We start from the raw sequence: 20,995 nt of genomic DNA, 5'->3' as shown, positions 1-20,995 counted from the left end.
ACGAATAATTTTTGTATAGTAATGGCTTTGACTGGCAATGCAACGGGTGCGGGAGGGGGCGTTCGGGCCACGTGGCCGCGTCGCTACAAGCCGAACTGTGTGGCGGCCAGTTTCAGAGATTTCATGAGCAAATCAGTGCTCTCGCCGACAGTGGCGCGCTCTGGTAGCATCAGGCTTATGGCGCGGTCGGCGTCGGGTACGGAAAGGGGAATAACCTTGACCTCTTCTCTGTGCACGGCCTGACGGCGGGCGAAAAGATCGGGCAGGACCGCCACGCCCGCGCCCGTCGCGGCCATGAGCAGGATCGAATCCAGACTGGTCCCTTCGTAATCGTTCGAGACGATCCCGCCGTTCTGCCCCGCAATCCCGTAGACGATCCGCGCCAACCGGTGGCCTGTATCCAACGTTAGCAAGCGTTGGCCGTTCAGATGGTCCGATGTGATCTGCGCCGTTCCAGCCAAGGGATGGTCATGGGACACGGCGGCCCACAGCCGCTCTGTGAACAGAAAATGTTGCTGTGTGTTCGGGTGGTCTTCGGGGGTCGAGATAATGGCATCAAAGCGCCCGTTCCGGATTCCTTCATCCAAGCCCAAAGTATTCTCTTCGCGCACGGCCACGCGCAGGTCAGGTTGGCTCTGGTGCAGGCTGCGCACGACCTGGGGCAGCAAATATGGCCCGATTGAGGGCAGAACACCCAGACGCAGACGCCCGCCAAAGGGCAGGTTGCTGGTCATGGCGGCATTCAGCGCCTCGACTTCCGACAGAATGCGCCGTGCCCGCGAAACGAACTCCAAACCCTGAGAAGTCGTCGTCACACCGCTGCGGCCACGTTCGAACAAGCGCACGCCAAGCTCGGCTTCGACCGTGGCGATTTGGTTCGAGAGGCTGGGTTGGCTGACGTGCAGCACATCAGCGGCCAACCCGAAATTCCCGATTTGGTGAACCGTGACCACGTATTCCATCTGACGCAGGGTAGGGCGCATTTCATAGCCTCAAGATATGAAAATAAAGACCAGATTGTATTTATGCTATCGCAGAATTTCGGGCAAGAGGCGGCAACCCTCAGATCAGGAGACCGCATATGCCCCTTATTCTCGACAGCCTGGTTGGCAACCTTATGGTGCCGACAATTATGTTCTTTGCCCTTGGACTGCTGGCCGCAGTCGTCCGCAGTGACCTGTCCATCCCCGAAGGCGCGGCGAAGTTCATGTCGCTTTATCTTCTGCTCGCCATCGGATTCAAAGGCGGTCACAGTCTGGCGCAGCACGGGCTGCGCGCTGATCTGTTTCTGGCAATCGGGGCGGGGCTGATCCTGTCGTTCCTGATACCGTTTATCGCGTTCATGCTGCTGCGGGTGATGACGCGGCTGGATGCCATGAACGCGGCGGCGGTGGCAGGGCACTACGGGTCAATCTCGATCGTAACCTTTGTTGCGGCCTCAAGCCTCTTGGATCTGACAGGGATTGCCGCCGACGGTTACATGGTGGCGGTCGCCGCCGCGATGGAGGTGCCGGCGATCCTGTCCGCTTTGTGGATTGCCGCGCGGTTTGGCCGGTCCCAAGGGGACACGAAGTGCGTGCCCATGCGCGAGTTGTTCGCGAACGGCTCTATCGTTTTGCTGACAGGAGCCTTTGTGATTGGGGCAGTGACGCAGGACAAGGGCATGCAGATGATCGCGCCCTTTGTTGTCACGCCGTTCACGGGGATTTTGTGTCTGTTCCTGCTGGATATGGGGCTGTCGGCGGGCCGCAGCCTGCTCAAGAACAAGCACATGCTCAGCACGGGCCTCTTTGCCTTTGGGCTGGTGATGCCAGTGGTCGGGGCGGCGCTTGCTTGGGGCCTTGGGTCGGTGATCGGTCTGCAAACGGGCAGCTTGTTTCTGCTGATGGTTCTGGCGGCGTCGGCGTCATATATCGCGGTCCCTGCGGCGATGAAGATCGCGCTGCCCCAAGCCGAGGCGGGCGTTTACCTTACCTTGTCGCTTGGTGTGACCTTCCCCTTCAACATCACGCTGGGGCTGCCGCTGTACCTGTGGCTGGCGGGGCTAGGAGGCTGATCAAATCGCCGCAGGACTTGCCAATCGCACGCAGTGGCACAGCTTCAGGCCAAAAGACATCCCAAAGCCCAAGGAGACGCTGTGCCGACCCCTGCCGCACCTAACGAGACGCTGACAGTATATTTCGATGGCTCCTGCCCGCTCTGCACTGCCGAGATCAATCACTACAAGCGGCAAAAGGGGGCAGAGCGCTCGAACTTTGTCGACGTGTCCCAAGAGGGCACACATCCTGGGCCGGACCTAAGCCCGCGGGATGCCATGCGCCGTTTCCACGTACGACGGGCCGATGGCGCGCTGGTGTCTGGGGCACGCGGCTTTGTCGCGATCTGGCAGGTGCTGCCCCGCTGGCGGTGGGCGGCGCGGATCGGCAGTTTGCCCGGTGTCCCCACGGCGATGGAGGTTGGCTACCGTTTGTTTCTGCCCGTGCGGCCTTTGCTGTCGAAGATGGCAACGCGTCTTGGGGCACGGCCTGCGAATGAGTGCGGATGTGGGCGCTGACGCTTTTTTAGCAGAGTTCGGCTACAAGTCATTTCGTTAGCTCAAACTACAAAAATATCCACTCACAAAGAAAACTTTAATGTGATCGGGCGCCCACGTCTTTTCCTCGGTTGCCATCGTAAAAGAGGCACGAACCTTGGAGGAGACATTCTATGAAAACCGTTATTGCAGCAACCGCCTTCGCTCTGACATGCGCAAGCGCTGCCTTTGCCGCGTCCCATTCGGAAACCGGAAACCCGATGGTCGGCGGCGCGCCCATGTTCATGGACAAGAACATCGTCGAGAACGCTGTGAATTCTGCAGATCACACCACCCTCGTTGCCGCCGTTCAAGCTGCCGGTCTGGTGGACACCCTGCAAAGCGAAGGCCCCTTTACCGTCTTTGCCCCTGTAAACAGCGCATTCGAGGCGCTGCCTGAGGGCACGGTCGAGACCCTGCTGAAGCCTGAAAACAAAGACATGCTGGTGAAAATTCTGACGGCTCACGTCGTCGCAGGAAACTGGAGCGCCGAGGATATCACCTCTGCGGTGAAGATGTCGTCGGATGGCTTTTACCACTTTAACGCAGTCTCGGGCGATGCATTGTCCGCGCAGCTGACGCCCTCGGGGCGCGTGTTCATCTATGATGAAAGTGGTAACGCAGCAGAAGTCACGACCGCCGATGTCCGTCAGTCGAACGGCGTCATTCACGTGATCGACAAGGTTCTGCTGCCGAAATAAGGTGTAAGTCCGAGCAACAAAGGCCGCGGCAGACTGCACTGCTGCGGCCTTTTTATTGCGAGCGATGATGGGCGGAAGCCTCTGCAGCTGGCCCTAATCGTAACGTAGTGCCGTCGCTTTGCCTCGGAAAATGATGTAGGACAAAGCGGTGTATCCTGCGATTACGGGCAGAACGAAGAGCGCCCCAAAGAGGATGATGATCAAGCTCTCTGGTGCTGCGGCTGCCTCGTAGATCGTCAACTGCTCGGGTACCACGTAGGGGTAGAATGAATAGGCCAGCCCGACAAACGCCAGAACAAACAGTGCGACAGTCGCGGCAAAGGGAAACCACGCCCAATTGTCATTCTGCGTTGGCAGATGCCGTAGCGCCATGATCAGCAGCATAGACAGCGCGGCAAAGGCGATGGGCATCGGAGCCAGCAGCACGATCTCTGGGAAGGCGAACCATTTTTCAAAGATCCGCTCTGATGCCAGAGGCGAGGCGATCGACACGGCCCCTAGCCCCCCGAGGACGCCCCAGATGCCGCCCTTGGCCCACTTCACCGCCTTTTTCTGCAGGATGTCTTCGGTTTTGAAGATCAGCCAAGTCGCCCCAATAAAGCTGTATGCGACGGTTAGAAACACCGCCGTCAGCAGCGAGAATGCGATCGCGCCCCAACCCGTCCCCAGTCCTAGCACGTAGGATCCCAGCATGTACCCTTGGCTCAGGGATGCCATAGCCGATCCTCCAAAGAAAGCGTGGTCCCACATGCGTTTCTGACTGGCAGGCGCTTTGACGCGGAATTCGAACGCGACGCCCCGCAAGATCAGGCCGATCAGCATAACGGCGACTGGCAGATACAGTGTCGATAGGATCAATCCGTGCGCCGTCGGGAACGCTACCAGCAAGAGGCCAATCGCCAGCACCAGCCACGTCTCGTTTGCATCCCAGAATGGCCCGATCGAGGCAATCATGCGGTCGCGCTCGGCCTCTGTGGCAAGGGGGGACAGCAGTCCCACCCCCAGATCGAACCCGTCCAGCACGACATAAATCAGGATCGACAGTCCCATCAGCGCGGCAAAGGTTGCGGGCAGCCAAAGGTTCGGATCTCCGAATAGAGTCATCATGGTCTGCTCTCCTTATTCCGCGGGGGTCAGGACGGTGATCCCATCAGGACCGGTGCGTTCGGGCTTGCCTGATGCGTCGTCGCCCTTGGCCTTCTTGTTCGCCAAGTGGAAGAGCGCACCGATATAGGCCAGCGTCAGCACTACATAGATCGCGAGGTAGGCAATGAATGTCCCCAGCACCATAGAGGGGGCCACATCGGCGACGGCCGCTTCAGTCGGCAGGACACCTGTGACGAGCCACGGCTGGCGGCCAATCTCGGTCACGTACCACCCTGCCAAAGTCGCCAGCCATCCAGAGAAAGTCATCGCCAGTGCGCCCCACAGCATCGGTTTGGGCAGTCCGTCCAGCCCTCGGCGGGTGCTGAGGAACGATCCTGTTGCCTCGTCGCGGCGGCGTGCCATAAGGACCAGCGCGCCCCAGCTGAGCAGAAGCATGGCCATGCCGGTTCCGACCATTACGCGGAACCCGTAAAATATGGGCGCCACGCGCGGATGCAGGGGCGTGCCATCCTCGGCCACAAAGTCATTTAGGCCGGGTACGACGCCGTCCGCATGGTGGGTCAGGATCAGGCTGGCGCCATTCGGAACGGCAAGCTCAAACCGGTTTTCGCGTGCGTCCTGATCCGGCAGAGCGAAGAGGAGTAACGGCACGTTTGGACCTGTTTCCCAATTGCCCTCCATCGCGGCGACTTTGGCAGGCTGATGCTCCAACGTATTTAGACCGTGCATGTCACCTGCCAGAATTTGCAGGGGGATCAGGATGGCACCGGTCATCAGGCCAAAGCGCAGGGTGGTTCTCACTTCGGCACCTTGATCGCCGCGCAGCCAGCGGAAAGCAGACAGACCAGCGATCAGGAAGGCCACAGTCAGACCCGACGCCAGCAGCATGTGCACCAGACGGTAGGGCATTGACGGGTTAAAGATAATTGCCATCCAGTCCGTGGCATGGGCCACGCCCTCGCGCAGTTCGAACCCTGCAGGGGTGTGCATCCACGAATTCAACACGATGATCCAGAAGGCCGACATGGTGGTGCCGAACGCGACAAGGAACGTTGCCATTGTGTGCACCCAGCCGGGCACTTTGCGAAAGCCGAACAGCATGATGCCTAGGAACACTGCCTCGAGGAAGAAGGCGGTTAAAACCTCGTAGGCCAAGAGCGGACCTGCGATGTTGCCCACGCTTTCCATAAAGCCGGGCCAGTTGGTTCCAAACTGGAACGACATGGTTATGCCGGACACCACGCCCATGGCAAAGGATAGTGCAAACACTTTGACCCAGAAGCGATAGGCATCCATCCAGCGCTCTTCACCTGTCCGGTTAAACCGCAGTTTGAAGAACAGCAGCACCCAGCCAAGGGCGATGGTGATTGTCGGAAACAGAATGTGAAACGAGATGTTCGCCGCAAATTGCAGGCGAGACAGTAGCAAGGTGTCCATCATTTTCTCAGACCTCCACCGCGCAGGGCGAACGGCGGCTTTCGGTCAGGAGCTGTCACTTTAACCCGCGCCAACTGGGCCTGTGGTTGGGGTATCTTGGTCGCCCAAAGTCCTGATAAAAATTGTCCGATGATTTGTCGGATGAGCCGTGTTGCCATCCTACGCATTGCACACTCCATTGGTAGCTGTGTTGCTAAAGATGTGGTGCAAATGCACTTTAAATCCAGCTTGCGCGACCGCATGACGCGGATGCATCAAGGTCGTGAATAAAATGAAAAAAGGTGCGTGAAGCCGCTGCCTCACGCACCCGGTTTTTTACATGGTCGCTCTTATCAGAGCATCAGCGCCATCGCGGCAGGCACCAATACCATGCCCCCGCAAATCAGCAGCATTGAGACACCAAGTCCTTTGAACATAACCGCGCTCCTTATGTCGATTTTACAAGTTTCAAGTGAGGGGTGCCGCCGTCGGGACCGTCCTGATCCTCTGGTTCTTCGCCACCAAGAATGGCGTCCTTAAAGTCTTCGATCCGGCCATGGTGCAAGCGGCCGAAGTAGGTGGCTTGATAGACAAACACAAATCCCATCATCACCTCCTACACCGACCGCTCTTGAAGCCGCCCGGAGGAGCGGGCGCCCTGTAGCCGCGAGACGCAGCGCACCATCTCGTCTTTGATACGAAGCCTCTGACGCTTGAGGGTCTGAAGCGTAACCGAGCAGGGGACTGGTCGCTTCAACTCTCGAGCAATGAGTGCTTTCAAGGTGCCGTGTTTAGATCGCAGTTTTGCGAGACGTGCCTCTAGGGAGAACACTTTGAGACGCACATCATTCTTCATCTTGGACCTCCATATCTGTGACGAGCGCAGCCGCAGAACGCTGACTGCCCCCTAGACATGGCGTCGTCGAAACCCACATGAAGACAATGATATGATAAAGTAAGATAGGAAATTCCTATCGTTAGTGCTCAGAGGGTTCCATGACCGAGATTACGTTGCGCCAGCTACGCTATTTTGCCGTTTTGGCCCGTGTTCTGCAGTATCGCCGCGCCGCGCAACAATTGGAGATCAGTCAGCCATCCTTGAGTCTTCAGATCAATGCATTGGAAGAGGCGATTGGCGCGCAGTTGCTCGAAAGGAAACGTAGTGGATTGATTCTAACGCCAGCCGGCCGCGATGTGGCGCAAAAGGCCATTGGCATTCTGGCTGAAGTTGACGGTCTAATGCATCGTTCGACGTCGGGGGAAAGCGGTCTTGGAGGGACGCTGCGGCTCGGATCCTCGCCAACGATCGCACCCTACCTGATGCCGCGGGTCTTGCGACGGCTGCATGAGAAATACCCAGAGCTCAAACTGATCATCCGCGATGGCCCGTCGAAAGATCTGGTTGAGGATTTGTTGGCGGGCAAACACGATCTAATCCTGACCCAAGCGCCCGTTGGTCACGACGAGGTCAGCTTCCATCCCTTGTTCCGCGAGCCACTGCTGCTGGCGGTGGATACTGCCAGCCCCTTGGCGCGATCAAAGAACGCGCGCCTACAGGACTTATCATCTTTGACGTTCATCACGTTGGACCCCGCGTATACGCTGCATCGTCAGATCAAAGATGTGTGCGAGTTGGCCGGCGCCAAGTTGCGCATGGATTTTGAAGGCACCAGTTTGGATGCGCTGCGCCAGATGGTCTCTTTGGGAATGGGGGTCACGTTGGTGCCCGCGCTGTACTCACGATCCGAAGTCGAACGCGCTGATAGCGATGTGTGCACAATACCGCTGGCCCCGCCACGGTTACGACAGATCGGGTTGGCTTGGCGGAAATCGAGCGGTACGCCTGCTGCCTTTGTGGAAATGGCAGAGCACATCCGAGATGTTGCACGTTCTGAGTTCGGGGACTGCGTGAAGCTGTGACTAGAACTTAATGCGAAGAGATCGACATGAGTTGGGACTTTTACCCGAATTACCATTTTTTCCGGTTACGCCAGCCCAAAGCGCGCGTTTCACGAATGCGCATAATGTCACGTCTCGAATGGGGCGGTATACATCTTGAATGAGCGATTTGGCCATCAAGAATAGGGTTTGGCTTTGATGCGCTATGACAGACATAAAGTGCCAAGCGTATACCCTTTGGTGTCACTGGTCCGCGAAAGACAGCCAGAAAGGGTCAGGGAAGAAGCTTGCCGAAACTATTTATCGGTAACTTTCGTGAACATAATAGCCTAAAGCATAATAGCGCTACTGATACCTGCAGACCCAACGAGGACGACAATGGCCGACACCCGCTACGAATTGATTGCTCTGAATGATGCATTCGAAAGCGGATTCACCGACGCTCTTGGAAATGACTTCGTAGAAGCGTCGGATGACATCGTTTACTTTTGGCTGGACTCGCAGTGATACTCTGGGACTGCATTCGATAATCTGCCCTCCGGCGTATTTTACCGAAGCTTTACGTCAGACGGCAATCTGGTCACGGATGCTAAAATGCTGTCTGACACGGACGAAGTGTACAATCCCTTTGTCTTTTTTGACGATGGCGCAGTTTACATGTTGCATACGACCGATGTACCGATGGTGATGACTACATGTCGTTCACCAAGTTTGACGCGAGTGATTTGACGATATTGGCGCCGACGACGTTCCGCACGGACGAATTTGGCAGCTTCCTCACGTCGACAGGTATTGACGTGGACAAGGTGAACTCGGGCAGTATGCGCTCACATTTAATGGGGCTAAGGCGTTTGAACCGTCCCCCTCCGCATCGCTTAGTTTCAGTCAACGACCCGAGCTTCGCGATGTCATTCGGAATGCGTTGTGACGACTTACATCACGGATGTCTGACTAACCGCATTCAGTTGGAAAAAGCAGTTTAACGGAAGCCTTCACGTCATGCGCCCTGCGGGGCCGAATTCATTCGGAGGAAAAGAAAATGGCGACACACAAGGGAGGAGGAGATGTGTGTCGCCAGAATTTCCAAGAAGTCGCCAGGGAGGAGGAGAGGCAACTTCTATAAACTCAATATGACCTCCTCCGCGCAATGCGACAACTACAAATGCTGCAGTGCAGCTATGCACCTAGAACATGGCGGGTGACTGCACAAAAATTCATCAGGCGTCTGACTGAAGGTTGGTATTCTGTGGTTGTAACAAGCGAATGCCTGTTTGTGAGCGGCAATTGAAAAGGCGTACTTGAGGGACTGTCCGAGCGTTAAGAGTTCGACCAAGCACGATGCTTCGGAGCCTCCGGCGCTGTCGTAGTATGTGCAGTATGTGCGTTCAAACCAGACCGATAGAAAGAAAATTTGGCTGCCGTGTGAAGCTGGCATGCAAACATCGAATGCTGGAGCCTTCTTCAGAAGTAAAATTCTGCCCCAAGAAACCGGGCACGAAGGCTGAGCCGAGCCACTGCGATAATTTTCAAAACTCTTCGCATCAAACTCAAAAGTCGGAGATTCCATCTGCGCAGTAAGCCATGCGCACGGAAAGCTTTGGGATCGTCTTGCTGCCGAAGCGCAGAGCAAATGAGGTAGAGAAAAAGTCAAGCAACTTGGCTGCTTAAGGGTTTCGTTTGATGGCGCAGCAACGGACTGGCTCATATGTTGCCGCAAGAACGCCGATCAAGATTGGAACTCACCGGACCCTCCAGTACCCTGCTTTTCGTCCAAATTTTTCTATGCTTCAGATAATGCGAGGACTTTTGATGAGTCATATTATGCAAAAGCAACCAAAAATGCATAATATGGATCATCGCCAGTCATCGGTCGGCCATTTTGAGGGGTGTGTCATCGGTTGAATGGGGGGGCGGGCGCCTCGGCTCATCAACATAGTGGGGGTTGAGCTCTGCTTGCTGAAAACTAGAGCAATGCAGTGGGTGCTTTTCGGCTTCTCGCTCAGGGCTTGAAGAGGATCTGTAAGGTTGAAAGGCATAAAGGCGCGCAGATGCCCCAGAACAACCATCTGCTCAGCCCCTGGAAACGTTTTATCTCCAGGGGGGTGTTAAGAGTCCTATAAAGGTTGGCCTGTAAAGCGAAGCTATTGAAGCCGATCAAATAATTCCGCCGCCGGCGCCGCTGACTTTGGGGCGGACTTCGGCGACTTGGGCGCGGTAGCCGCTTGCGCGGTAGGTGGCCACGGGATCAATCGCGCCGCCCGTTTCCAGACGTGCCATGGCAAGGATCGGCTCTACATCCGTGCGGAAGGCGCGGCGCAATGTGGCGCTGGCCATAAGCGCGTCGTTGTCGTCCTGATAGCTCCCCAATGCACCGCGATCCACCAGCGACGCCTGCACGAACGCCCGCTGGATTTCAGAGGCAGAGATCATCAGGCTCTCGATCGGGTCGGTCACGTTGTGGCTCTGGTCGATCATATGCGACAGGTTCAGGCCGTCGGTACCTTCGGCGTCCACAAGTTCGTTGAACACAAGGAACAGGCGGTAGGGATCAATCGTGCCGCTATCCAGATCATCGTCCCCGTATTTGGAGTCGTTGAAGTGGAAGCCCCCCAGCTTGTCCTGACGGATCAGGCGGCTGACGATCATTTCGATGTTCACGTTGGGCGCGTGGTGGCCAAGGTCCACCAGACACTGTGCTTTGTCCCCGAGTTCCGATGCGATGATATAGCTGGTGCCCCAATCCTGCACGACGGTCGAATAGAAGGCCGGTTCATAGATTTTATGCTCCGAGAAGATGCGCCAGTCCTCGGGCAAGTGGCCATAGATCGCCTTCATCGACTCCATATAGCGGTCGAACTGGCGGCCCATGTGGGTCTGACCAGGGAAGTTCGATCCGTCGCCGATCCAGACGGTCAGCGCTTTGGACCCCAGCTTGTCACCGATCTCGATGCATTCGATGTTGTGCTCGACTGCTTGGCTGCGGGTGGCAGCATCGGTGTGGCTCAGCGAGCCGTATTTGTAGCTGTGCGCTTGATCTTCCTGATCCTGAAATGTGTTGGAGTTCATGGCGTCGAACGCCAGCCCGTGCTCTTCGGCCTTGGCCAGCATATCGGCAGGGTCGGCCTTGTCCCATGGAATGTGCAGGGATACGGTGGGGGTCGATTGGGTCAGGCCGTGGATGACGCCGCAATCGTCCAGCTTGTCAAAGATGTGGCGCGGCTCGCCGGAACCGGGGAAGCGGGCAAAGCGGGTGCCGCCGGTGCCCGTGCCCCAGCTGGGAACCGCAACCCCAAAGGATTTGGCGCGGTCCTTGATGGCGGCGATGTCGGCTCCGCGGCGGGCCAGATGCTCGCCAAGCGCGTCGTAATCGCTACGCAGGTCCGCTTCGCGTTTGGCGTTCTCGGCCTCGATCACAGATGAATTAATCATGAAAATTCCTCCCAGAAGTGGCCGCGCGCCGGATGGGGCACGCGGCGGGCGCGCTTAGCGGGTGAAGGCCTGCACGTTGCCAGCATCCACGTTAATGATGTTGCCGGTCGACTTTGCCGACTGTTCCGAGGCAAAGAAATAGGCTGCTTCGGCGATATCCTCGGGCAGCACGTTGCGCTTCAGCATACTGCGGTTGCGGTACATTTCCTCTAGGCCCTCTTTGTCGGTGCCGTAGGTGCTGGCACGCTGGTTCAGCCACTCGCCCTCCCAGATCTTCGAGCCGCGCAAAACCGCATCGGGGTTTACCACGTTGACGCGGATGCCAGCCTCGGCGCCCTCAAGCGCGAGACAGCGGGCCAGATGGATTTCCGACGCCTTGGCGGTGCAATAAGCGCTGGCATTCGGCGACGCCGCCAGCCCGTTTTTCGAGGCCACAAAGACCACCGAGCCACCGATCCCTTGGGTCCGCATGACCTTGAATGCCTCTCGGCTAACCAGGAAATAGCCCGTGGACAGGATCGACATGTTCTTGTTCCACAGGTCGAGGCTGGTCTCCTCGACCGGTGCGGATGAGGCGATGCCCGCGTTCGACACCAGAATATCTACGCCGCCGAACTCCACCGAGGTGTAGGCATAGGTGGCCTGAACCGCTGCCTCGTCGGTGACGTTCATTTGCACGGTGCGGACGACGTCTTTGCCGAAGGTCGCGGTCAGTCTGTCATAGGTGCTGGCCAGCGCGGTTTCGTCGATATCGGCGAGCATGACGCACGCGCCTTCGGACAGATAGCGTGCCGCCGTAGCTGCCCCAATACCACCCGCACCGCCGGTGACCAGTGCCACGCGGCCTGCCAGCGATTTCGGCTTGGGCATGCGCTGCAGCTTGGCCTCTTCCAGCAGCCAGTATTCGATGTCGAAGGCCTCTTGTTCGGGCAGGCCGCAGTATTCCGACACCGCCGAGGCACCGCGCATAACGTTGATCGCATTCACATAGAACTCGCCCGAGATGCGGGCCGTGGCGCGGTCCTTGGCAAAGGTGATCATGCCGACGCCGGGCACCAGATAGACCACCGCGTTGGGGTCGCGCAGTGCGGGCGAATTGTCATGTTTGCAGCGGTCGTAGTAGGCGGCATAACCGTCGCGATAGGCTGCCACTTGCGCGGGCAGGCCCTCTAGAACCGCGTCGATGTTGTTCTCTGCGGGGTCGAAATCAACCACCAGCGGGCAAATCTTGGTACGCAAGAAGTGGTCGGGGCAAGACGTTCCGAGGGCTGCCAAGGGGTGCATGTTCGCGGCATTCACGAACTCCAGCACCGCATCGCTGTCGTCAAAATTGCCCACCATGTGCTGCTGGCCAGAGACTATGCCGCGGATCGCGGGCATCAGGCGGGCGGCCACAGCGCGGCGTTCCTCCGCAGGCAAGCTTTCGTGCACGGGGCCACCGAACGCGGGTACATCGGCGGTCTTTTCTTCGAAGAAACCAATGGCTTTGTTGATGATTTCCAACGTCAGCTCATAGCAGGCCTTCGCATCGTCATCCCACGTGAACAACCCGTGGCTTTCCAGAACAACGCCCTTCGCATCAGGGTTCTCCAGACAGAACTTCTCTAGCCACAGACCCAGCTCGTAGCCGGGCTTTTTCCACGGCAGCCAACCGATATCGTCGCCAAAAATCTCCGCGGTCAGTTCGCGCGAATTCTTGGAGGCCGCAATGGCGATAATCGCATCGGGGTGCATGTGATCGACGTGCTTTTGCGGCACATAGGCGTGCAGCGGCGTGTCGATCGAGGCCGCGCGCGGGTTCAGATTGAAGGTGCAATGGGGCAGGTAACCGACCATCTCGTCTTCGAACTCGACCCCACGGTATTTGCCCTTCAGCGCCCGTAGCTTGTCCATATAGAGGGTCGCGAACCCGTCCATTTTGATCGAACCAACGTCACCGCCAGAGCCTTTGACCCACAGAACTTCGGCCTCCTCGCCGGTCAGTGGATCGGGCTGGATGACTTTTGCGCTGGTGTTGCCGCCCCCGTAATTGGTGATCCGCTTGTCAGAACCAAGCAAGTTCGAGCGATACAGCAGCTTTTCCGGTTCCGACATGGCGGCCGCTTTGGAATCGTCCCACAGCGATTGAAGCCGCGAAGAGGGCGTATTCATTGGTTTTTCCTCCCGAAGAATAGGGTAGTCTGATGCAAATTTTCGATATGAAGCTGCACAGGGTGCGTCGGAATGTCAATCATAAACGATCAGAAGCAATCATGATGCAGGTGCAGAATGATTGAAATGAAAGAAACTGATTGACTTTGACGGGAATCTCTTTCAGCTTTTAGGCCAACGGGAGGGCTTCGATGCACGAGAAAGAGCGCCATAGGATCATTTTGTCGGCCGTACAGGACCGCCCCGTCGTGACGGTGGTTGACCTGTGTGCGTTGACTGGCGCGTCCGAAGCTACCATTCGCAGGGACATTGCGGCCCTGCATGTCCAAAAGAAATTGCGCCGTGTGCGGGGTGGGGCAGAAAGCCTGAACCCTAATCAACTGCCCGGTCTTGCGGGGCGTCCGTTTTCGCTCAACCAATCGATCAATACCGCTCAAAAGCAAGCAATCGCGCGTGCGGCGGTCGATATGTGCGAAGATGGCGAGCCGATCATCATCAACGGGGGCACCACAACATTCCAGATGGTGCACCCGCTCGCCAGTCGCCGACTGCAGGTGTTCACCAATAGCTTTCCGATTGCCGAGCATCTGCTGAAGAACAGCAAATGCACGATCATGCTGTCGGGCGGCACCATTTACCGCGAGCAAAACATCATCCTGTCGCCCTTTGACAATGATGTGACCCGCAACTTCTACGCGCGACGCATGTTTATGGGTGCCCAAGGGGTTGGTCCGCTGGGGCTGATGGAGGCGGACCCGCTTCTTATTCAAGCGGAACAGAAACTTATTGGCCAAGCAGATGAGCTGGTTGTTCTGGTCGACAGTACGAAATTCGAAAACCGCTCCAGTCTGGTCCTGTGCGGGCTGAACCGGATCGACACGCTGATCACCGATGACGGGATCAGCGACAAGGCCGCCGCCATGTTGGAGGCAGCGGACGTGAAACTGATCGTGGCCAGCACTTCGGCCTCGAAACAAGAGAATACGGGCACCTAGAGGCGGAGAGGATGCCGCCAGTGCCCGCAGATTTCATTCAAGGGAGGATAGAATGAAAAAACTGACCGGACTTATGACCACCGTCGCCATGGCGACAGGTTTTTTCGCCAACGCCGCTGCCGCCGAAGATGTACGCATCGCGCTGGTGGTCAAGGCACTGGGGATCGGCTTCTTTGAAGCAGCAGCCAAGGGCGCAGAAGAAGCGGCCAGCGAGTTGGGCGACGTAGAGATCATCTACACCGGCCCCACCGACACCACCGCCGAAGGCCAGATCGAAGTGATCAACTCGCTGATCGCTCAGAACGTGGACGCGATTGCAGTGTCCGCCAACGACACCGACGCACTGGTGCCCACCCTGAAGAAAGCCATGCAGCGCGGCATTACCGTGATCAGCTGGGACTCGGGCGTGGCAGAGGATGGCCGTCAGGCGCACCTGAACCCCAGCTCGAACGCGCTGATTGGCAACATGATCGTCAAGCTGGCCGCCGATCACCTGCCCGATGGCGGTGACGTGGCGGTTCTGTCGGCGACCACCACTTCGACCAACCAGAACATCTGGATCGAAGAGATGACCAAGGTGCTGCCAAACTACCCGGGCATCAACGTGGTCGGCACCGTTTATGGCGATGACCTTGCAGACAAATCCTATCGCGAAGCGCAGGGCCTGATGCAGTCCTACCCCGACCTTGACGCGATCATTGCGCCGACCAGCGTGGGTATCGTGGCCGCGGCGCAGGCCGTGGCGGATGCAGGAAAAATTGGTGAGGTCAACGTGACCGGTCTGGGTCTGCCCTCTGAAATGGCGGGCGCAATCGAGAGCGGCGCGTCCAAGTCCTTTGCGATCTGGAACCCGATCGATCTGGGCTACTCGGCCACCATGATCGCCTACAATCTGGCGACCGAAAAGGCGACCGCGGAACCCGGCGCTTCGATCCCCATGGGCCGTATGGGTGAGCTGACTCTGGACGAGACCAACTCGGGCGCGATGGCAGATCCGTTTGTCTACGACAGCAGCAACATCGAAGACTTCAAATCGATCTTCTAAGGTCAGTGATATCGGGCGGCGTGGGACGACCCCGCGCCGCCTTCTTTATTCAAACAAATAGTTATGGGGCGGACCATGGCCCGAACCGGCTTGGCCGATCCGTCGCAGCCCGTGCTGCGGCTGGATGGCATCGTAAAACAGTTTCCCGGCGTGCGCGCCTTGGATGGGGTGCAATTGGCACTCTATCCTGGGCAGGTGACCGCGCTGATTGGCGAGAATGGCGCGGGTAAGTCGACCATCGTCAAAACCCTGACCGGCATTTACCAACCCGACGAAGGGAACATCCTGCTGGACGGGCAGCCCGTCCGCTTTCCCACCGCGCAGGCAGCAGGGGACGCGGGCATTACCGCGATCCATCAGGAAACCGTGCTGTTTGACGAACTGTCGGTGGCCGAGAATATCTTTATCGGGCACGCCCCCCGCACCCGCTTTGGCCTGATCGACAAAGCCGAGATGCGCCGCCGTGCCACTGAAATCTTGACCAGCATCGGGGCCAAGATTGACCCGGATGTGCGTCTGCGCGATCTGGGGATTGCCTCGAAGCACCTCGTTGCGATCTCCCGTGCTCTTTCGATTGACGCCCGCGTGGTGATCATGGATGAGCCCACCGCCGCTCTGTCCCACAAAGAAATCGAAGAGCTTTACGAGCTGGTCGACACCCTCAAAGCGCAGGGCAAAGCGATCCTCTTCATCAGCCACAAGTTCGACGAGATTTTCCGCATCGCCGACCGCTACACCGTCTTCCGCGACGGTCAGTTCGTGGGGGATGGCTTGATGGCCGACGTGACTGAAGGCGAGTTGGTGCAGATGATGGTCGGCCGCTCGGTCGATCAGATTTTTCCCAAACGTCGGGCGGTTCTTGGCAATCCCGTCTTGCAAGTCGTTGGCTATTCGCACCCGACCGAGTTTGATGGCATAGGCTTCACCCTGCGACGGGGCGAGATCCTTGGCTTTTACGGTTTGGTCGGCGCTGGCCGGTCCGAGTTCATGCAGTCCCTGATCGGGATCACCCGCCCCTCCAAGGGCGTGTGCAAAATGGGCGATGACATCAAAATTATCCGCTCCCCCGCCGAGGCGATTGAGGCCGGCATCGTCTATGTCCCAGAGGATCGCGGCAAACAGGGCGCCATCACCGCCATGCCGATCTTTCAGAACGTGACGCTGCCCTCCTTGGGCAAGACCTCGAACAATGGCTTCCTGCAGATGGCCGAAGAATTCAAATTGGCCCGCGAATATACCCAGCGGCTCGACCTGCGTGCGGCGTCCTTGGATGTGCCGGTGGGGTCCCTGTCCGGCGGAAACCAGCAGAAGGTCGTGATTGCGAAATGGCTCGCGACCCAGCCCAAGGTCATCATTCTGGACGAGCCGACCAAAGGAATCGACATCGGCTCCAAGGCCGCCGTGCATGACTTCATGTCCGAGCTCGCGGCCCAAGGGCTATCGGTGATCATGGTCAGCTCGGAAATCCCCGAGATCCTCGGCATGTCCGACCGCGTCATCGTGATGCGCGAAGGCCGCATCGTCGCCGAACTCGAGGGCGACGACCTGAGCCCCGAAACCCTTGTCCGCCACGCCGCAGGCATCACCTCGGAGGCCGCCGCATGAACGCCCTTCTGAAATCCCGCGAGAGCATTCTGGTGGGCGCGATCCTTGCGCTTCTAGTGCTGATCGCAACCCGTTTCGCAGGCTTTGTTGCGCCCGCCAATCTTGCCGCGGTGTTTAATGACACGAGCCCGCTGATCATTCTGGCACTGGGGCAGATGGTCGTGATCCTGACCCGCTGCATTGATCTGTCGGTCGCGGCGAACTTAGCGCTGACCGGCATGGTGTGCGCCATGCTGAACGTGGCTTATCCAGAATTGCCGATCTTCGTGATCCTGCTGCTGGCACTGGCACTTGGCGCCATCATGGGGGCCGTTAATGGCCTGCTGGTGTGGAAGCTGGACATCCCACCGATCGTCGTGACCCTTGGCACGATGACCATCTACCGCGGCATCATCTTTCTGATTTCAGACGGGAAATGGGTCAATGCCCACGAGATGAGCCCGGCCTTCACCGCCTTTCCCCGCGCCTCGCTGTTGGGCCTGCCGGTCCTGTCGTGGGTCGCCATCGCAGTGATCGTCGTCATGTCTGTTGTGATGGCCCGCACCACCCTTGGTCGCAGTTTCTATGCGGTGGGCGGTAACCCCCATGCGGCGGTCTACACGGGCATCAATGTTGGCAAATCGCAGTTTCTAGCGTTTGTCATCAGCGGCACACTGGCCGGTCTTGCCGGATACTTGTGGGTCGCCCGCTACGCCGTGGCCTACGTGGACATCGCCGGCGGGTTCGAGCTGGACGTTGTCGCCGCCTGCGTCATCGGCGGGATCAGCATCGCGGGGGGCATTGGCACCGTGGGGGGCGCTGTCCTTGGCGCGCTATTCCTTGGGGTCATCAAGAATGCCCTGCCGGTCGTCGATATCTCGCCCTTCTGGCAACTGGCGATCAGCGGCGCGGCCATCATCATCGCCGTCGTCTTTAACGCCCGCGCGGACCGCACCAAAGGCCGCGTTATCCTGAAATCCGCAGAGCACGCACAATGACCATGGTTGATCATATCAAAACACGGGTCATCCCCGACCGCCTGAGCACCCCGACCGAGCGCATTCTGAAAAGCTGGGAGGCGCTGCTGTTGCTGGTTGCTGTGGGGATTTTCATCCTGAACAGCTTTGCCTCGCCGTACTTCCTGAACGCATGGAACCTGAGCGACGCGACCTTCAACTTCACCGAAAAGGCAATGATTGCCTTTGCGATGGCGCTGTTGATCATCGCGGGCGAGATTGACCTATCGGTCGCCTCGATCATCGCGCTTGCTTCGACCGTGATGGGTCTGGTGATGCAGGCGGGCTTTGGAACGCCGGTGATCGTGCTGGCGGGGCTTATCACGGGGCTGCTGTGCGGCGTGTTCAACGGCGTCTTGGTCACGCGGTTCAACCTGCCATCTATCGTGGTGACCATCGGTACTATGAGCTTGTTCCGAGGTCTCAGCTACATCGTTCTCGGCGACGGAGCGTTCCGTGGCTATCCCAGCGATTTTGCGTGGTTCGGACAGGGATATGCCTTTTGGGTCATTTCGGTCGAGATGGTAATTTTCGCCCTGCTTGCGGTGATTTACGGCGTGGTCTTGCACAAAACCAACTTCGGCCGCGCGGTCTATGCGGTCGGTAACAACGCCACAGCTGCCATGTTCTCTGGCATCCGCGTGGGTCGGGTAAAACTGACGCTGTTCATGCTGACTGGGTTGATGAGCGGTCTGGCGGCTGTGTGCCTGACCTCGCGTCTTGGGTCCACGCGTCCCTCGATCGCCTCGGGGATGGAGCTGGAAGTGGTCACTATGGTGGTCCTTGGTGGTGTGAACATTCTTGGTGGTTCGGGCACCATTCCGGGTGTCGTGATTGCCGCGTTCGTGATGGGGCTGGTGACCTTTGGGCTTGGTCTGCTGAACGTTCCGGGGATCGTGATGTCGATCTTTATCGGTGCGCTCCTGATCGGCGTGATTGCTCTGCCGCGGCTGTTTGCCAAGCTGAAGGGGAGCAAATGATGGAAAAATACGCCTTCCGCATGACTCTGCACGAAGGGCAGCTAGACGAATACCGCCGCCGCCATGACGAGATTTGGCCCGAGCTGGTGACCTTGCTCAAGGAGGCAGGGGTAGAGGATTACTCGATCCACTATGACGCGGAAACGCGGGCTTTGTTCGGTGTGTTATGGCGGCCCGAGGATCACGGAATCGCCGATCTGCCGTCCCACCCCGTCATGCAGAAATGGTGGGCGCATATGGCGGACATCATGGAAACCCATCCGGATAACGAGCCGGTGGCCCTGCCCTTGGAAACGGTCTTTCACCTGCCATGAGCAACATCGCTGTCATTGACGTGGGCAAGACCAACGCCAAACTGGCGCTGGTGGACAGTGGGACCATGGCCGAAGTCGCCGTTGTCACCCGTCCGAACAATGTGCTTGCGGGGCCGCCCTATCCGCATTTTGACCTAGAGGGTCATTGGGCGTTCTTCGTGGATGCTTTGCGCGACTTTCATGGCAGTCACGGGGTCGATGCGATTTCGGTCACGACCCATGGGGCCTCAGCGGTGTTGTTGGACGGGCAGGGGGGCCTTGCATGCCCCATGCTGGAATACGAGCATACCGGTCCCGACGATCTGAGCGCCGAGTATGAAGCTATCCGGCCGGACTTTGCGGTCACTGGATCGCCGCGATTGCCGATGGGTCTGAACCTCGGGGCGCAGTTGCATTGGCTGTTGGAGACCCAAGACGGTCTGCGTCAGCGCTTGGCGCATGTGGTCACCTATCCGCAGTATTGGGGGTTCCGGCTGACCGGAGAACTGGCGACGGACGTGACCTCTCTGGGGTGTCACACAGATTTGTGGTGTCCGTATGCGCAGCAATTTTCCCCTTTGGTGAAAAGATTGGGGTTGGAAGAGAACATGGCCCCCGCGATGCGATCCAATTCGGTTCTGGGTCATGTGCGGGAGGATTTGGCCGCGCAGACCGGTTTTGAAAAACCGGTCCCCGTGACCTGCGGCATACATGATAGTAATGCCTCGCTTTTTTCTTATCTCGGACAGGCAGAACCCTTTGCGGTCGTCTCGACAGGTACATGGGTCGTGGCGATGGCGATTGGGTCCAAGCCGAAAGCTCTGGACCAAACCCGCGATGTGTTAGTCAACACCAATGCACTGGGGCAGGCGGTTCCCTCTGCGCGCTTCATGGGGGGGCGCGAGTACGAACTGATCCGGCCCGACGTCCACGAGGGCTCTGACAGTGACCGTGCGGAGGTTCTGAAAGGAATAATGCTGCTTCCTTCGGTAGAGCCGTCCTCTGGTCCTTTTCGGAACCGACAGATGGCGTGGCGCGGGTTAGAGCCGCAGGGCGGCACGCGTCTCGTGGCGCTGTCTTGGTATCTGGCTCTGATGACACGCGTTTGCCTAGATCTGGCAGGAGCTGACGGACCGGTGATCGTCGAAGGGCCTTTCGCCAGAAACACTGACTATCTTGATATGTTGCGCGTCGTTTCACCAAGTGGTGTCAAAGTCGCGACCAGTTTGACAGGGACGTCTCTGGGTGCCGCGATGCTGGCAGCACATAGACTGTCGCCGCAATTGCGTGATTACGAGATGCCTGCACTGGAACCGCAACTTCGGGCATATGCTGCACACTGGCGGGTAGCCGCAGGTACGACTGCATAGAGCTTAGGTGTGCAGGACGCACCCCGCCTTTGACGGGGATCTCGTTCGCGATCTTTTACCCGATAACCAGGGCACGGGTGGCGGTTCGTTATTTTACATTTGCGCCGACGCCACTGCACCTATCACTGTTGTCGCTATATGCCGCCTACACAGGTGTCATTATGTACGTGATCTTTGCTTTTTCTGATCCGTTCGCTGATCCGGGGATGCTGCCTCCGACGGCGTTTATCGAACTTTTGGACGGCGAAATCGGGACAGAATTTTTGACGAAATGACTCTAAACGGTTTTCTTGCCTTAGGGTCAGGATTCATAACCAGTAGATGACGAGGGCGGCGAGAGCGATGGCCGAAAGGAAAACCTTCGGGCACCGGTCATATCGGGTGGCCACGCGCCTCCAGTCCTTGAGCCTGCCGAACATGATCTCGATGCGATTACG

21 protein-coding genes are annotated in these 20,995 nt (G+C 58.1%); 13 read left to right on the top strand and 8 right to left on the bottom strand.

Annotated features, from left to right (window positions below):
• Positions 1-83 precede the first annotated feature (83 nt).
• Positions 84-983: a hydrogen peroxide-inducible genes activator gene (locus tag N4A58_RS19615; protein WP_293712915.1), complete on the bottom strand. Its 900-nt coding sequence runs from the start codon at positions 981-983 to the stop codon at positions 84-86.
• Between the two features lie 98 nt (positions 984-1,081).
• Here N4A58_RS19615 and N4A58_RS19610 point away from each other — a divergent pair, with 98 nt between their 5' ends.
• From N4A58_RS19610 to N4A58_RS19600, 3 genes are all read left to right on the top strand, one after another.
• Positions 1,082-2,056, top strand: a complete 975-nt coding sequence (locus tag N4A58_RS19610) for a sodium-dependent bicarbonate transport family permease (protein WP_293712913.1) — start codon at positions 1,082-1,084, stop codon at positions 2,054-2,056.
• An 81-nt stretch (positions 2,057-2,137) separates the two neighbouring features.
• A complete protein-coding gene (locus N4A58_RS19605; RefSeq protein WP_293712911.1) occupies positions 2,138-2,554 on the top strand; it encodes a thiol-disulfide oxidoreductase DCC family protein in 417 nt (138 codons plus the stop codon).
• Positions 2,555-2,706: 152 nt separating this feature from the next.
• Positions 2,707-3,273, top strand: a complete 567-nt coding sequence (locus N4A58_RS19600; RefSeq protein ID WP_293712909.1) for a fasciclin domain-containing protein — start codon at positions 2,707-2,709, stop codon at positions 3,271-3,273.
• A 93-nt stretch (positions 3,274-3,366) separates the two neighbouring features.
• Here the strand turns inward: N4A58_RS19600 and N4A58_RS19595 are convergent, their stop codons facing one another.
• The 4 genes from N4A58_RS19595 to N4A58_RS19580 form a co-directional block, all read right to left on the bottom strand.
• Positions 3,367-4,377 carry a cytochrome d ubiquinol oxidase subunit II gene (locus N4A58_RS19595; RefSeq protein ID WP_293713040.1) on the bottom strand — a complete coding sequence of 337 codons (1,011 nt, stop codon included), beginning with the start codon at positions 4,375-4,377 and terminating at the stop codon, positions 3,367-3,369.
• Positions 4,378-4,392: 15 nt separating this feature from the next.
• Positions 4,393-5,820 carry a cytochrome ubiquinol oxidase subunit I gene (locus N4A58_RS19590; protein WP_293712907.1) on the bottom strand — a complete coding sequence of 476 codons (1,428 nt, stop codon included), beginning with the start codon at positions 5,818-5,820 and terminating at the stop codon, positions 4,393-4,395.
• 424 nt (positions 5,821-6,244) lie between these two features.
• The gene (locus N4A58_RS19585) at positions 6,245-6,403 is read right to left on the bottom strand and encodes a hypothetical protein (protein WP_293712906.1); all 159 of its coding nucleotides are present in this window, start codon (positions 6,401-6,403) and stop codon (positions 6,245-6,247) included.
• A gap of 9 nt (positions 6,404-6,412) precedes the next feature.
• Complete coding sequence (locus N4A58_RS19580; protein ID WP_072704445.1) at positions 6,413-6,652, bottom strand: YdcH family protein; 240 nt, start codon at positions 6,650-6,652, stop codon at positions 6,413-6,415.
• 140 nt (positions 6,653-6,792) lie between these two features.
• On the opposite strand from N4A58_RS19580, the gene N4A58_RS19575 reads away from it, so the two are divergent.
• Both N4A58_RS19575 and N4A58_RS19570 read left to right on the top strand, forming a co-directional pair.
• Positions 6,793-7,716: a hydrogen peroxide-inducible genes activator gene (locus tag N4A58_RS19575; RefSeq protein WP_293712904.1), complete on the top strand. Its 924-nt coding sequence runs from the start codon at positions 6,793-6,795 to the stop codon at positions 7,714-7,716.
• A gap of 357 nt (positions 7,717-8,073) precedes the next feature.
• A complete protein-coding gene (locus N4A58_RS19570) occupies positions 8,074-8,202 on the top strand; it encodes a hypothetical protein (protein WP_293712903.1) in 129 nt (42 codons plus the stop codon).
• A 1,647-nt stretch (positions 8,203-9,849) separates the two neighbouring features.
• Here the strand turns inward: N4A58_RS19570 and rhaI are convergent.
• Both rhaI and N4A58_RS19560 read right to left on the bottom strand, forming a co-directional pair.
• Positions 9,850-11,124, bottom strand: a complete 1,275-nt coding sequence (gene rhaI, locus N4A58_RS19565) for an L-rhamnose catabolism isomerase (RefSeq protein WP_293712902.1) — start codon at positions 11,122-11,124, stop codon at positions 9,850-9,852.
• 54 nt (positions 11,125-11,178) lie between these two features.
• On the bottom strand, positions 11,179-13,275 hold the full coding sequence (locus N4A58_RS19560; RefSeq protein WP_293712901.1) for a bifunctional rhamnulose-1-phosphate aldolase/short-chain dehydrogenase: 2,097 nt from the start codon (positions 13,273-13,275) through the stop codon (positions 11,179-11,181).
• Between the two features lie 191 nt (positions 13,276-13,466).
• Here N4A58_RS19560 and N4A58_RS19555 point away from each other — a divergent pair, with 191 nt between their 5' ends.
• From N4A58_RS19555 to N4A58_RS19520, 8 genes are all read left to right on the top strand, one after another.
• Positions 13,467-14,270, top strand: a complete 804-nt coding sequence (locus N4A58_RS19555; RefSeq protein ID WP_293712900.1) for a DeoR/GlpR family DNA-binding transcription regulator — start codon at positions 13,467-13,469, stop codon at positions 14,268-14,270.
• Between the two features lie 52 nt (positions 14,271-14,322).
• Positions 14,323-15,315: a rhamnose ABC transporter substrate-binding protein gene (gene rhaS, locus N4A58_RS19550; protein ID WP_293712898.1), complete on the top strand. Its 993-nt coding sequence runs from the start codon at positions 14,323-14,325 to the stop codon at positions 15,313-15,315.
• Positions 15,316-15,390: 75 nt separating this feature from the next.
• Complete coding sequence (locus N4A58_RS19545; RefSeq protein ID WP_293712896.1) at positions 15,391-16,920, top strand: sugar ABC transporter ATP-binding protein; 1,530 nt, start codon at positions 15,391-15,393, stop codon at positions 16,918-16,920.
• Positions 16,917-17,897: an ABC transporter permease gene (locus N4A58_RS19540; RefSeq protein ID WP_293712894.1), complete on the top strand. Its 981-nt coding sequence runs from the start codon at positions 16,917-16,919 to the stop codon at positions 17,895-17,897. The genes N4A58_RS19545 and N4A58_RS19540 overlap by 4 nt, the downstream gene beginning before the upstream one ends.
• Positions 17,894-18,895, top strand: coding sequence for an ABC transporter permease (locus N4A58_RS19535; RefSeq protein WP_293712892.1), 1,002 nt, complete (start codon positions 17,894-17,896; stop codon positions 18,893-18,895). Before N4A58_RS19540 ends, N4A58_RS19535 begins: the two co-directional genes overlap by 4 nt.
• Positions 18,895-19,209 (top strand): L-rhamnose mutarotase, encoded by a 315-nt coding sequence (gene rhaM / locus N4A58_RS19530; protein ID WP_293712890.1) that lies wholly within the window; start codon positions 18,895-18,897, stop codon positions 19,207-19,209. The genes N4A58_RS19535 and rhaM overlap by 1 nt, the downstream gene beginning before the upstream one ends.
• On the top strand, positions 19,206-20,558 hold the full coding sequence (locus N4A58_RS19525) for an FGGY-family carbohydrate kinase (protein WP_293712888.1): 1,353 nt from the start codon (positions 19,206-19,208) through the stop codon (positions 20,556-20,558). Before rhaM ends, N4A58_RS19525 begins: the two co-directional genes overlap by 4 nt.
• Before the next feature lie 29 nt (positions 20,559-20,587).
• Positions 20,588-20,833, top strand: coding sequence for a hypothetical protein (locus N4A58_RS19520; protein WP_293712886.1), 246 nt, complete (start codon positions 20,588-20,590; stop codon positions 20,831-20,833).
• Positions 20,834-20,866: 33 nt separating this feature from the next.
• On the opposite strand, the gene N4A58_RS19515 is transcribed toward N4A58_RS19520, so the two are convergent.
• Positions 20,867-20,995: transposase (locus N4A58_RS19515; RefSeq protein ID WP_293713038.1), on the bottom strand; the 129-nt coding region annotated here is incomplete at its 5' end.

The organism is Donghicola sp. (assembly GCF_025210255.1).
In the GTDB taxonomy this organism is placed as follows: domain Bacteria; phylum Pseudomonadota; class Alphaproteobacteria; order Rhodobacterales; family Rhodobacteraceae; genus Donghicola; species Donghicola eburneus.
The sequence above is the reverse complement of the archived record's forward strand: the minus strand, read 5'-3'. Positions and strand labels throughout refer to the sequence as shown.

Coding starts and splice junctions, on each gene's coding strand:
- N4A58_RS19575 (WP_293712904.1), top strand. CDS start 6,793: ATGACCGAGATTACGTTGCGCCAGCTACGCTATTTTGCCGTTTTGGCC.
- N4A58_RS19580 (WP_072704445.1), bottom strand. CDS start 6,652: ATGAAGAATGATGTGCGTCTCAAAGTGTTCTCCCTAGAGGCACGTCTC.
- N4A58_RS19525 (WP_293712888.1), top strand. CDS start 19,206: ATGAGCAACATCGCTGTCATTGACGTGGGCAAGACCAACGCCAAACTG.
- N4A58_RS19590 (WP_293712907.1), bottom strand. CDS start 5,820: ATGATGGACACCTTGCTACTGTCTCGCCTGCAATTTGCGGCGAACATC.
- N4A58_RS19600 (WP_293712909.1), top strand. CDS start 2,707: ATGAAAACCGTTATTGCAGCAACCGCCTTCGCTCTGACATGCGCAAGC.
- N4A58_RS19560 (WP_293712901.1), bottom strand. CDS start 13,275: ATGAATACGCCCTCTTCGCGGCTTCAATCGCTGTGGGACGATTCCAAA.
- N4A58_RS19570 (WP_293712903.1), top strand. CDS start 8,074: ATGGCCGACACCCGCTACGAATTGATTGCTCTGAATGATGCATTCGAA.
- N4A58_RS19585 (WP_293712906.1), bottom strand. CDS start 6,403: ATGGGATTTGTGTTTGTCTATCAAGCCACCTACTTCGGCCGCTTGCAC.
- rhaM (WP_293712890.1), top strand. CDS start 18,895: ATGGAAAAATACGCCTTCCGCATGACTCTGCACGAAGGGCAGCTAGAC.
- rhaS (WP_293712898.1), top strand. CDS start 14,323: ATGAAAAAACTGACCGGACTTATGACCACCGTCGCCATGGCGACAGGT.
- N4A58_RS19615 (WP_293712915.1), bottom strand. CDS start 983: ATGCGCCCTACCCTGCGTCAGATGGAATACGTGGTCACGGTTCACCAA.
- N4A58_RS19595 (WP_293713040.1), bottom strand. CDS start 4,377: ATGACTCTATTCGGAGATCCGAACCTTTGGCTGCCCGCAACCTTTGCC.
- N4A58_RS19555 (WP_293712900.1), top strand. CDS start 13,467: ATGCACGAGAAAGAGCGCCATAGGATCATTTTGTCGGCCGTACAGGAC.
- N4A58_RS19535 (WP_293712892.1), top strand. CDS start 17,894: ATGACCATGGTTGATCATATCAAAACACGGGTCATCCCCGACCGCCTG.
- N4A58_RS19540 (WP_293712894.1), top strand. CDS start 16,917: ATGAACGCCCTTCTGAAATCCCGCGAGAGCATTCTGGTGGGCGCGATC.
- rhaI (WP_293712902.1), bottom strand. CDS start 11,124: ATGATTAATTCATCTGTGATCGAGGCCGAGAACGCCAAACGCGAAGCG.
- N4A58_RS19545 (WP_293712896.1), top strand. CDS start 15,391: ATGGCCCGAACCGGCTTGGCCGATCCGTCGCAGCCCGTGCTGCGGCTG.
- N4A58_RS19610 (WP_293712913.1), top strand. CDS start 1,082: ATGCCCCTTATTCTCGACAGCCTGGTTGGCAACCTTATGGTGCCGACA.